Source organism: Pelagimonas sp. KU-00592-HH, assembly GCF_040369695.1.
GTDB lineage: Bacteria > Pseudomonadota > Alphaproteobacteria > Rhodobacterales > Rhodobacteraceae > Shimia.
Genome location: NZ_BAABWM010000002.1, coordinates 670,956 through 683,103 on the forward strand (window position 1 = coordinate 670,956; position 12,148 = coordinate 683,103).

The window sequence follows — 12,148 nt, forward strand, 5'->3', positions numbered from 1 at the left end:
CCTCCCCTACACATGACGTGATGGTTCCCGGATCGACTCTCATATCGTGACGGGAAAAGGGAACACGGTGCGGCCCGCAAGGGCCAAGTCCGAGACTGCCCCCGCAACTGTAAGCGGCGAGCCATCCTGAGATACGCCACTGGCCACATGGCCGGGAAGGTTCAGGAGACGCGACGACCCGCAAGTCAGGAGACCTGCCATCATGAACCGTAACCTACTACCGGGCGGGGTGCCCCGGAGGGAGACAGAGCATGACAGCGCAGCGCGCAACACAATCTGGCCCTTTCCAGCCCCCGCACAAGCGCGGAGGGCGTCATGAACCGGCCATTTCCCCATAAAATCACCTTTTGCTCGATGTGTCCCCACACGGGCCAAACCTGCCGTCCCGGCTTTGAAATGGCGCGCAAACTGTGCCAGTCGATCAGCGCCAGCGGCGACCTGATCGCCGACGATTTCGAAATGTCGGGCCACGTCGAGATGGTCGGCTGCTCGCGCCCCTGCGTCGGCGTCTTTCACGCTACCAAGTCGGCCTGTCACATGTTCGGCGATGTCGAACAGGACGCCGATGTCGACGCGCTCCTGTGTGACGCCCGCACCGCGGCCCGCGGTCACGGCGACTGGCCGCAGGATGGCACAGGGCCGATCCCCGCCGCCGTCGTTGCCTTCGACACACAGGCCCGGGCGCTGTCATGACCCCGGCCCGGCTCGAGACACGAAATCTCGGCTGGGTGCCTGCCAACGGAACGACGCCTGTGCTGCGCGAGATCACGATCTCGGTCGCGGCCCGGTCGGTTGTTGGCATCACATCCGGCTGTGCCTTCGAACAGGCCGCGCTGATGCACCTTCTGGGCGGCATGATGCCCCCAAGTTGCGGTCAACTTCTCATCGACGGAGATCCCACCTCTACCATGCCGCCCCGGCGGCTGGCGCGAAAACTGGCCTTCGTCGCGATGGACGACTGGCACAACGATCCGCGCTGCGTCATCGACATCCTGCGCGACAGGCGTGCCCTGCACCGGCTTGGGTTTCACACCCCCAACCCGCGCGACGGCGAAGTCGTCTCAGGGGTCATGGATCGCCTGAACCTGCGCCGCCTTGCCTTCTCGACACTGGACGGCCTGTCCCCGGCAATCGCCTTGCGGGTGATGCTCGCCCGCGCGATGGTGCAGGAACCGGACCTGATCGTTCTGAGCGAGACACCATCCGGCCTCGACGATTTCGCCCTCTTTGCGCTGTTCGATCACCTGCGCCAGTCCGGCCAGACCGTGATCGCGGGTTTTGAAGATGGCGACCTCGCGCTTGGCCTCTGTGACAGGGTTCTGGATCTCGACCGGGGCCGCCTTACGTCGGCAGGGCCCCGCCGAGCGCACCGGCAAGGATAAGCACCAGCGCCACACCATGCACGATCAGGATCGCCTTGAGGGTCCGGGCAAAGGGCTGCTTGCGGGTCTTGTGCCGAAACAGGGTCTGCCCCAGCCGCGCCGCGGGGCTTCCGCCCAGCATGGCAATCAACAAAAGGGTCGGCTCCGGCACCCGCCACCAGCCGGCCCGCGCGCACAGCTTGTCCCAGCCAAAGGCGATGAAGCTCATCACGTTGATAAGCCCCAGCCACCACAGGAACAGAATCACTGCGTTGTCCGCCACCGGTTTTGTCCTTCGCGCCTTTTGTTACCTTCAGATGTAATCGCCGTGCGCCGCCGATACCATCCCGCTTTTGCCGATTTGCCGCACTGCAATACCGACGTAATACCGACACGATACCGCCGGAAAACCGAAGCCCCCGTTTTGCCCCCTCGAGCCAGTTAACCCTTGCCCCCCATTTCCGGCGTCAGCAGGTGCCGCAACAGGGCAACGGGGTGGCTGCGCAGGGTCAGGCGCATCGCCACATAGTCCTCCACCACCTGCTCTCCCTCGCTCATGTCCGGTAACATCGCCTGCGGCTCCTGAATGCCCTCGCCGTCCATATCCTGCGCAAAAAGCGGCAAGGGGTCGATCGACCGGATCGCCTTGGCCTCCCACAGGGCCTCGCGCCGGTTCAGCCCGAGATCAAGAAAGGCATCCGCCTCGGCCAGCCGCATCAGCACCGGTGGCGTGATCCCCGCCCGCCGCCAGACATCCTCGACCGAGAGGTATCCATTGCCCCGCGCCGCCGCGATCCAGACCGCGTCATCTTCGCGTAACCCCTTGATTTGTCTAAACCCAAGCCGCAGCGCCAGCCCGCCACGCCCGTCCGGCTCCATCACGTTGTCCCAATAGCTTTCGTTCACCGAAACCGGCCGCACCTCAACCCCGTGCTCGCGGGCATCCCGCACGATCTGGGCCGGGGCATAGAACCCCATCGGCTGGGAATTCAGCAGGGCACAGGCAAACAGCCCCGGATAGTGGCACTTGATCCACGCGCTGGCATAGACCAGCAGCGCAAAGGATGCCGCGTGGCTTTCCGGAAACCCGTATGACCCGAACCCCTCGATCTGGCTGAAGCAACGGGCGGCAAACTCCTCGTCATATCCGTTCTGCCGCATCCCCCGCATAAAACGATCATGAAATTCGCTCACGTTCCCATGTTTCTTGAACGTCGCCAGCGACCGCCGCAACCGATCCGCCTCCTCCGGCGTGAACCCCGCCCCGATCATCGCGATCTGCATCGCCTGTTCCTGAAACAGCGGAACCCCCAGTGTCTTGCCCAGAACCGCCCCCAGTTCATCCGAGGGAAACGACACCGGCTCCTCGCCATTTCGCCGCCGGATATAGGGGTGAACCATGTCCCCCTGGATCGGTCCCGGCCGGATAATCGCGACCTCGATCACCAGATCATAAAAGTTGCGCGGCCGCATCCGTGGCAGGAAATTCATCTGTGCGCGGCTCTCGACCTGAAACACCCCGATACTGTCCGCCCTGCACAGCATGTCATACACCTTGGGGTCTTCCTGCGGCAGCGTAGCAAGGCTAAACCTCTGTCCATAATGGGTTTTCATCAGATCAAAGGCCTTGCGGATACAGGTCAGCATGCCAAGGCTCAGAACATCCACCTTGAGAATGCCAAGGCTGTCGATGTCGTCCTTGTCCCAACAGATCACCGTGCGATCTTCCATCGTGGCATTCTCGATGGGCACCAACTCGTCCAGCCGCCCCTCGGTGATGATAAAGCCGCCCACGTGTTGCGACAGGTGGCGGGGAAAGCCGATGATCTCATGCACCAGCGCCATCGTCTGACGCAGGTGGCGGTCGCTCGGGTCCAACCCGATTTCGCGCATCCGTTCGTCCTGCACAGCGTCGACCGAAAAGAACCCCCAAAGCTGCGAAGACAGCGCCGTGATGGTGTCTTCGCTCAGCCCCATCGCCCGCCCCACCTCGCGAATCGCCCGTTTGCCCCGGTAATGGATCACCGTCGCACACAGCCCCGCCCGATGCCGGCCATAGCGTTCATAGATATGCTGGATCACCTCTTCGCGGCGTTCATGTTCGAAATCCACGTCAATATCAGGCGGCTCGTCCCGCGCTTCGCTGACAAAGCGTTCAAACACCATCGTGCCGATTTCCGGACTGACGCTTGTCACGCCAAGGCAAAAGCAAACCACTGAATTTGCAGCACTTCCCCGCCCCTGACACAGGATGTCCCGGCTGCGGGCGAAATCCACGATATCGCGCACGGTCAGGAAATAGGGCTCGTAATTCAGACGCCCGATCAGGTCGAGTTCATGCTCCAGCATATCCCGCACCCGCTCGGGTGCCCCGTCCGGATACCGCCACCGCAACCCCTCGTAAGACAGCCGCCGCAACCGCTCCGCCGCGGTCTCGCTCCCCCGCACCTCGCTTGGATATTCATACCGCAGACTGTCCAGCGAGAACTGCAATCCCTCCACCAGTTCCGCCCCCCGCGCCAGCGCCTCTGGATAGTCGCGAAACAGGATTTCCATCTCGCGCGCATCCCGCAGCCGGCTCTCGGCATTGGCCAGTGCCGCCCGCCCAAGCGCATTGACCCGCCGCCCGGTGCGGATCGCCGTCACCACATCGGCCAACTTGCGCCGCCGCCCGTGGTGCATCATCGGTGCGGCGCTGGCCACAATCGGCAGGCCCAGCCCCTTGGCCTGCGCCGCAACCCATTGAAAACGCACCTTATCCCGCCCGTCATAGTGGGGCGACAGCAGCATCTGCAAACGGCCCTCGAACCGCTTGCGCAGACGCGGCATGAGATCGCCCCAGCCCGCCACGCCCTTGGCCCGACGGTCCTCCTGCGCCACCGGATGCAGGATCAATTGCAGCCCTTCGGAGTGGTCCATCAGGTCCTGCAAATGCACCAGGCACTGCCCCTTCTCTGCCCTGAGCCGCCCCTTCGACAATATCCGGCAGAGGTTGGCCCACCCCTGTCGATCCGCCGCCAGAACCGTCACCGGCGGCCCGTCAGAAAACACCAGCCGCGCCGCCGGCAACAGGCGCGGTACTGCGTAGATCGCCGCCGATGGCCCTGCCACCACCCCCTCCGGCGCAGGCGGGCCAATCAGCCCATGCTCGGCATCAAACCTCTCGCGTTCGCGCACCTTGCGCGCAATCTCCCGCGCTTCCGTATGCGCCCGCACGATGCCCGCCACCGTGTTGTCATCGGCAATCGCAATCGCCCCCAGCCCGCCCAAGGCGGCACGGCGCATGTACTCCTCCGGGTGCGACGCTCCGGTGAGAAAGGTGAAATTCGAAGTGATACAGAACTCGGCGATCATGACGATCTACAAGTATATTCACGTTTTGTTCTTTTTCGAGTCTTTTCCCGAAAAACAAAAGGGCGATCCGAAGACCGCCCTTTCCAATCAGTGATTTATCCGGATCAGCCCTTGCCTTTCCAGGGCACCAGCTGGCGTTCGATCCAGCGCATCAGCATGTCGATGCCGAAGCCGATGCCACCGATCAGGATGATGCCCATGATCACGATATCGGTCAGCGTGAACTTCGAGGCCACCATGATCATCATGCCCGCACCCTGCGACGCGGCCACCAGTTCCGCGGCAACAACCGTGCCCCAACAGACGCCCATCGCAACCCGTGCACCGGTAAAGATATCCGGCAGCGAGTTGGGAATGATCACATGGCGCATGATCTGCCACTTCGAAGCCCCCAGAGAATAGGCCGCGTGCACCTTGGTGATACGCACCCCCGACACACCGGAACGGGCCGCAATCGCCATGATCCAAAGCGCCGCGAGGAACAGCAGAATGATCTTGCCGACCTCACCAATCCCGAACCAGATGATGATCAGCGGGATCAGGGCCAGCGGCGGAACCGGGCGCATGAATTCGACAATCGGATCAAACCAGCCACGGAACCAACCGTTCAGACCCATCGCATAGCCCAGCGGGATGCCGACAATGGCGCCGAACAGGAAGCCACCGATCACACGGAACAGCGAGTATCCAAGGTGTTCCCACAGGGTAAACCCGCGATAACCTTCCGAGCTGATCTCCCAGAACCGGCTGACCACGGCCTCGGGCGGCGGCAGATAGACCGGGTCCATCTGAAGCCCCTGCGGCGGGGTATAGCTGATGGCCCCCTTGTCGGTGAGCGCAAAGCGGCCCTTGTCGCTATCAAGTGGCGCGGTCTTGGAAATCGGCGCACCATCGATGGCAACAACCTTGGCACCATTCTTGCGGTTGGTCTCGTCGTTCTTGTCAAACAGGATGGTTTTCGAACGCGAGGCATTCATCGCCACCGCGTCGTTCTTGGCCATGCCCTCACCGGGCTCCACATCGAACCGCGGCGCGTCTTCACCAAAGTCGAACACGCGCACGGTCACGGTTGCGTCGTCGCGATTTCCGTCCGCATCTTCAAGGGTATACTCGAACGAGGTCTCCCCCACGAACGGCCCCGGCGCCTTGAGGAACCCCGGCAACATGTTCGATCCGGTGAACGAGCCCCAGATCAGGAAGATCGTCAGAACCGAAACCACACTGGCCCAACGGTCAGAGACAACGGCGCTTTCGTCGCCAAAGGTCACTGTCTTGAGTGACGTGAAGTCGCTGGTCGCGCGATGCACGAGGAATTTCACCAAGAAAAATGCACCCGCAAAGATCGCGACATAAACGAGCAGGATCAGAAGTCCGGTCATTGTGCATCCTCCGTACGTCCCATGATTTCTTCTTCCATGTCCCAGATCATCCCGAGGATTTCCTCGCGCTTGACCGCAAAGTCGGGGTGTTTCTTCACTTCGCGAAGATCTTCACCCACGCCCAGATCGGCAAATGGCAGGCGGTATTCCTTGTGGATGCGTCCCGGACGCGGTGCCATCACGATCAGGCGTTCGCCCAGCAACAGCGCCTCTTCCACCGAGTGGGTGATGAGGATGATGGTCTTGCCGGTTTCCTTCCAGAGCTTCAGAACCAGCGACTGCATCTTCTCACGCGTCAGCGCGTCAAGTGCCCCCAGCGGTTCATCCATCAGGATCACGTCCGGGTCATTGGCCAAGCACCGCGCCAGCGCCACACGCTGCTGCATACCGCCGGACAATTCATAGATCGCCTTTTCCTTGAAGTCCTGCAGGCCGACCACATCAAGAAGGTGGTCAACATGCTCACCCCAGTCGGCCTCTTTCTGGCCCTTCATCCGCGGCCCGAAACTCACGTTGTCCCGCACGCTCATCCATTCGAACAGCGCGCCCTGCTGGAACACCATGCCGCGCTCGGCATCCGGCCCTTCAACGTTGTGGCCGTTCATCACGATCTGGCCTTCGGTCGGGGCAAGGAACCCCGCAAGAATATTGAGCAAAGTGGTCTTGCCGCAGCCAGATGGCCCCAGAACACTGAGCAATTCGCCTTCTTTGAGATGCAGGCTCACATCCTTGAGCGCCTGAACCGAGCTGCCATTAGGCAGGTCAAAGCGCATCGAAATACTTTCGATCGACAGTCCCGACATGGTCCGCCTTTCACATGTTTGAGATTCTGGCCAACCCGATTCAAAGGCGGGTCAGCCTGGAGAGGGCTTGCTCCAAGGGTCCGCCCATGCCGCAGGGGATGCGGCAAGGCGGGCGAACCCCCGGGAGAATTACATGCCCTGGGCGGCGGTCAGCGGCCCGGTGTTCACAGCGTTTTCATAGGTATCAAGCGCCGAGTCGATCGAGCCTGCACCCACAAACACATCCGCAACACCCTTCATGAAGGTCTGCGCATTACCACCCAGCCAGGCACCGCTCAGCTGGTCATCCACGGTCGGGAAGGTGAAGGTCGAGATGGTGGCCATGGTGGCCTCTTCATCCATACCCGCGTCCTTGGCGATCACCGGCAGCATCTTGGCGTGGTTTGCCTCGTCGGCCCACATCGCGTTGGCATCAGCGGTCACTTTCAGGAACTTCGAGACAAGCTCACCGTTCTCGGCGACCCAGCCCGCCGGCCCGGAAGTCACGTCGAACACCAGGATGCCAAGCTCGGTTTTTTCCGCGCCGGACAACAGGTTGTTACCGAACTCGTTGGCACGACGCAGCGCACCACCCCAGCCGCAGAACATGTCGACCGAGCCCTGCTCAAGCGCAACCGCGCCTTCTGCCGGTGCCATGTCAACGATTTCCATTGAACCGACGTCCACACCAAAGTGGTTCATCTGGCTCAGGAAGCCATAGTGCGCGGCAGTCCCCAGCGGAACGGCGACTTTCTTGCCAGCCAGTTCACCTGCCGAATCCTTGTCGATCTCAAGCGCCTCGGCCACGACACAGTTGTCGTTGTCCGCATAGCTCACGGCCACGTCGAGGATCTGCAGGTCCTGGCCCGCGCTGGTTGCCACAACGAACGGCGGCACACCCTGGCTTACCGAAAGCTGCACGTCGCCCGATGCCATTGCCGCGCTCATCGCGGTGCCGGTGTCAAAGCTGACCCAGTTGATCTTGACGCCCATGGCTTCGTCATAAGTGCCTTGTTCCTTGGCATACTGGAACGGCATCGGCCATTCGAGGAAGTAGGCGACGGTGATCTCTTCGGCCATCGCCTGGGTACCGGCCAACAGAGCCATGGCTGCAACGGCACCAGTCAGCTTGCGCTTCATAGTCATATTTAGTTCTCCCGTGTTGAACTGCGAATTGCTTTGCAGAAATTCCCGCAGGACGTTCCGTCTCTTTGCAGGAGCGCAAAGGTGCTTGACCCTGCGCAATGCCAATTCGATGCGAAACATAGCTTCCGAGCAAATGTTTTTTTGCACGCATCTGCGAAACTGTTGTCGCTTCCACGAGATTTCGTGACGGGTCACAGGGTAAAAAGTTTCAAATTTGCAATAGCTTAGCTTTCAGAAAGGAAAATTCGCGCAACATCCGAAACTCAAATTGGCCATACATCAACTAAGTCACTGGACCTATTGATGTGCCGGAAATATTGGCGAGGATGATCCCAAGAACAGACCGGATTCTCCCGGTTCTTTCCCATGTACTCGAAACGAAGCCTATAAATACAGCGAGGTGTCCCTATGGACGGCAACTTCAACGAAAACGATCTGGAACGGGTCGTCTCTGCAGACAAAGCCCACGTGTGGCACCACCTGACTCAGCACAAGCCCTTCGAAACCAGCGATCCCCGGATCATCATCGAAGGCAAGGACATGCGCGTCTGGGACCAGAACGGCAAGGAATACATCGACGCCGTTTCCGGTGCCGTCTGGACAGTAAACGTCGGCTATGGCCGCGCCCGCATTGCTGACGCGGTACACGCCCAGCTGATGAAGGTCTGCTACTTCGCCAACTCCGGCGGCTCGATCCCCGGCGCATTGTTTGCCGAAAAGCTGATCGAGAAAATGCCCGGCATGAGCCGCGTCTACTACACCAACTCGGGTTCGGAAGCGAACGAGAAGGCCTTCAAGATGGTGCGCCAGATCGCACACAAGAAATACGGCGGCAAGAAAACCAAGATCCTCTACCGCGACCGCGACTACCACGGCTCGACCCTCGCCACCATGTCGGCAGGCGGCCAGGACGAGCGCACCATGCAATATGGCCCCTTCGCGCCTGACTTCGTGCGCGTCCCCCACTGCATGGAATACCGCAAGCACGAACTGGGCCTCGAGCACCTGTCGGGCCGCGAGTTCGGCATCGCAGCCGCAAACCTGATCGAGGAAGTCATCCTGCGCGAAGGTCCGGAAACCGTTGGCGCCCTCTGCCTCGAACCGGTCACCGCCGGGGGTGGCGTCATCACCCCGCCGGAAGGCTACTGGGAGCGCGTTCAGGAGATCTGCAAACAGTACGACGTGCTGCTGCACATCGACGAAGTTGTCTGCGGCATTGGCCGTACCGGCACCGAATGGTTCGGCTACCAGCACTACGGCATCAAGCCCGACTTCGTGACCATGGCGAAAGGTGTCGCCTCGGGTTACGCAGCGATTGCCTGCATGGTCACCACCGAAGAGGTGTTCAACGTCTTCAAGGACAACCCGGACGACAAGCTCAACCACTTCCGTGACATCTCGACCTTCGGCGGCTGCACCGCCGGCCCGGCAGCAGCACTGGAAAACATGGCGATCATCGAAGAGGAAAACCTCCTCGAGAACTGCACCAAGATGGGCGAGCGCATGATGGGCAACCTTCAGGCGCTAATGGAGAAGCACGAAATCGTCGGTGACGTGCGCGGCAAGGGTCTGTTCCTTGGCATGGAGCTGGTCAAAGACCGCGAAACCAAGGAACCCGTCGATGAAAAAGACGTGATGGCCGTGGTTGGCGATTGTGGCGCTCAGGGTGTCATCATCGGCGCGGCCAACCGCTCGATCCCGGGTCGCAACAACGTGCTGTGCTTCTCGCCGGCGCTGATTGCCACTGCGGACGACATCGACGCGATCACCGACGCCGTCGACAAAGCCCTGACCAAGGTCTTTGGCTAACGGCTAATTGGTCTGGTTAAAAGTCACAGAGTCGGCCCTTTCCAATGGGCCGTCTTTTCTACATCTGGCATCCAGAACTCAACAAGAAGGATACCCAAAGATGTGGCCCGCCCCCGTTTCTCTGCAAGGTCAACACGTTGCTCTTGCGGCACTGGATCACAGTCACGCCACTGATCTGGCCGAAGCTTCGGCCGACGGTGACCTCCATCGCCTGTGGTACACGATGATCCCCGCCCCGGATGATGTGTCGGCCGAAATTGACCGTCGCCTTAACCTGCAGAGCAATGGCTCGATGCTGCCGTTCGCGGTTCTCACCCCAGAAGGCAAAGCCGTAGGCATGACCACCTACATGAACATCGACAGCTCCAACCGCCGCGTCGAGATAGGTTCGACCTGGTATCGCAAATCCGTGCAACGCGGCCCGATGAATACCGAATGCAAACTGCTTATGCTGCAACATGCCTTTGAAACACTCGATTGCATCGCCGTCGAGTTCCGCACGCACTTCATCAATGTCCAATCCCGCCGCGCGATCGAGAGACTGGGCGCAAAACTGGATGGGGTGATCCGCAATCACATCGTCATGGCAAATGGCACCCTACGTGACACCGCTGTCTACTCTGTGCTGCCTAATGAGTGGCCAACAGTAAAAGCCAACCTGATCTGGCAGCTGCAGAAGCCACGCAGCTAAAAGTGAATTCGCGGCGCAGTCAGACCAGATTGCGCCACCCGTAAGTCCAAACTAACCTACGCTCATGGCCATCTCTGTCGAAACCTTCTTCCTCAACCCCCAATTCCAGGGAACCCTGCAGGCCCAGATCCAGCAGATGATCGCCGAGGGCATTCTCTCGGGGCGCTTTCGCGTGGGAGAACGACTGCCATCAACCCGCAAACTCGCCACCCACCTCGGAATCAGCCGGATCACCGTGACACTGGCCTATACCGAACTGCTGGCGAACGATTATCTTACGTCGCGTGGGCGGTCCGGCTATTTCGTCTCTGAAAACGCGCCGGTCCCTCCAAACTTCACCCCCGTTGTGCGCGGCGAAGACCAGGTCGACTGGACCCGCGCCATCGGCAAACGCTTCACCGGTGGCGACACCCCCGAAAAGCCGCAGAACTGGGCCTCGTTCAAATACCCGTTCATCTATGGCCAGACCGACCCGTCCCTTTTCGACCATGCCAACTGGCGCCTGTGTGCGCTTCAGGCCCTGGGTCAGAAAGACTTCACGGCACTGACCACCGACTACTACGATCACGACGATCCGCGCCTGATCGAGTTCATCGCCCGCAACACCCTGCCGCGCCGGGGGATCATCGCGCGGCCCGAGGAAATCCTCATCACCGTCGGTGCGCAAAACGCCCTCTGGATGACGGTTCAGATTCTCCTCACCCAACGTCGCATGGCCGCGATCGAAGACCCCTGCTACCACGCCATGCGGGACATCCTGAACCAGTCGCGCTGCCATGTTGCCCCTTTGCCTGTTGATCGTGACGGCCTTCAACCGGATCACATCCCGCCGGATACCGACGTGATCTTCACGACGCCAAGCCACCAGTGTCCGACAGCGGCAACCATGCCGATGTCACGCCGTCATGCCCTTCTGGAACGGGCCCGCGAACTGGATGCGTTGATCGTCGAGGATGACTACGAGTTCGAGATGTCCTTCCTTGATGCCCCGTCTCCGGCGCTGAAATCGCTCGATACCGACGGGCGGGTGATCTACGTCGGCAGCTTCTCGAAATCCCTGTTTCCGGGGCTGCGGCTCGGCTATCTCGTCGGGTCCGAAGCCTTCATCCGCGAGGCCCGCGCCCTACGGGCCTCGATCCTGCGCCACCCACCCGGCCATATCCAACGCACCACCGCGTACTTCCTGTCACTTGGCCACTACGACGCCCTGATCCGGCGCCTTCGCGAGGCCCTGCGCGTCCGCCGCACAACCATGCGCGACGCCATCGAGGAACACGGCCTGACAATTGCCGGACAAGGGGTACATGGCGGCTCATCTTTCTGGATGCGCGCGCCCGAAGGCGTCGACACCGAAAAACTTGCCCTCAAACTTCAGGCCAACGGCGTGCTGATCGAACCCGGACGCCCGTTTTTCCACGGCCGCGGACGGCCCCGCAACTTCTATCGCCTCGCCTACTCATCCATTCCGAACGAACGTATCCACAAGGGTGTGAGCCTGATTGCCGAGGCCATCAAAGGATAAAAACAACTGGACCTATTTTGCAAAAAACTCTGGCCCTATCGAGTAAGGCCAGTGAATCGTAAATTCGGGTTCAACAACAGCCAATTCCGCCGCGCGCGAACAAG

Annotated in this window: 10 protein-coding genes and 1 riboswitch; of the genes, 5 read left to right on the forward strand and 5 right to left on the reverse strand. The window is 60.8% G+C overall.

Features of this window, described 5'->3' with window-relative positions; all coding sequences use genetic code 11:
- Positions 1 to 4: 4 nt before the first annotated feature.
- A riboswitch (cobalamin riboswitch) is annotated at positions 5 to 216 on the forward strand.
- Positions 217 to 396: 180 nt separating this feature from the next.
- Together ABWV42_RS10405 and ABWV42_RS10410 are read left to right on the forward strand one after the other, a co-directional pair.
- Positions 397 to 693, forward strand: a complete 297-nt coding sequence (locus ABWV42_RS10405) for a hypothetical protein (protein WP_353340046.1) — start codon at positions 397 to 399, stop codon at positions 691 to 693.
- Complete coding sequence (locus tag ABWV42_RS10410; RefSeq protein ID WP_353340047.1) at positions 690 to 1,382, forward strand: ATP-binding cassette domain-containing protein; 693 nt, start codon at positions 690 to 692, stop codon at positions 1,380 to 1,382. Before ABWV42_RS10405 ends, ABWV42_RS10410 begins: the two co-directional genes overlap by 4 nt.
- On the opposite strand, the gene ABWV42_RS10415 is transcribed toward ABWV42_RS10410, so the two are convergent.
- From ABWV42_RS10415 to ABWV42_RS10435, 5 genes are all read right to left on the reverse strand, one after another.
- Positions 1,342 to 1,644, reverse strand: coding sequence for a DUF1294 domain-containing protein (locus ABWV42_RS10415; RefSeq protein WP_255103731.1), 303 nt, complete (start codon positions 1,642 to 1,644; stop codon positions 1,342 to 1,344). The genes ABWV42_RS10410 and ABWV42_RS10415 overlap by 41 nt on opposite strands.
- Positions 1,645 to 1,802: 158 nt before the next feature.
- Entirely contained in the window at positions 1,803 to 4,715 is a 2,913-nt protein-coding gene (locus ABWV42_RS10420) for an error-prone DNA polymerase (protein WP_353340048.1), read from the reverse strand.
- 104 nt (positions 4,716 to 4,819) lie between these two features.
- A complete protein-coding gene (locus ABWV42_RS10425) occupies positions 4,820 to 6,094 on the reverse strand; it encodes an ABC transporter permease (RefSeq protein WP_255103735.1) in 1,275 nt (424 codons plus the stop codon).
- On the reverse strand, positions 6,091 to 6,897 hold the full coding sequence (locus ABWV42_RS10430) for a taurine ABC transporter ATP-binding protein (RefSeq protein ID WP_255103737.1): 807 nt from the start codon (positions 6,895 to 6,897) through the stop codon (positions 6,091 to 6,093). The genes ABWV42_RS10425 and ABWV42_RS10430 overlap by 4 nt, the downstream gene beginning before the upstream one ends.
- A 129-nt stretch (positions 6,898 to 7,026) precedes the next feature.
- Entirely contained in the window at positions 7,027 to 8,022 is a 996-nt protein-coding gene (locus ABWV42_RS10435) for a taurine ABC transporter substrate-binding protein (RefSeq protein WP_353340049.1), read from the reverse strand.
- 408 nt (positions 8,023 to 8,430) lie between these two features.
- Here ABWV42_RS10435 and ABWV42_RS10440 point away from each other — a divergent pair, with 408 nt between their 5' ends.
- The 3 genes from ABWV42_RS10440 to pdxR all read left to right on the forward strand — a co-directional run bounded on the left by ABWV42_RS10440 (position 8,431) and on the right by pdxR (position 12,044).
- Positions 8,431 to 9,831 carry an aminotransferase family protein gene (locus tag ABWV42_RS10440; protein ID WP_255103740.1) on the forward strand — a complete coding sequence of 467 codons (1,401 nt, stop codon included), beginning with the start codon at positions 8,431 to 8,433 and terminating at the stop codon, positions 9,829 to 9,831.
- 100 nt (positions 9,832 to 9,931) lie between these two features.
- Positions 9,932 to 10,522 (forward strand): GNAT family N-acetyltransferase, encoded by a 591-nt coding sequence (locus ABWV42_RS10445; protein ID WP_353340050.1) that lies wholly within the window; start codon positions 9,932 to 9,934, stop codon positions 10,520 to 10,522.
- A gap of 64 nt (positions 10,523 to 10,586) precedes the next feature.
- Complete coding sequence (pdxR, locus tag ABWV42_RS10450) at positions 10,587 to 12,044, forward strand: MocR-like pyridoxine biosynthesis transcription factor PdxR (protein ID WP_353340051.1); 1,458 nt, start codon at positions 10,587 to 10,589, stop codon at positions 12,042 to 12,044.
- Positions 12,045 to 12,148: the final 104 nt, after the last annotated feature.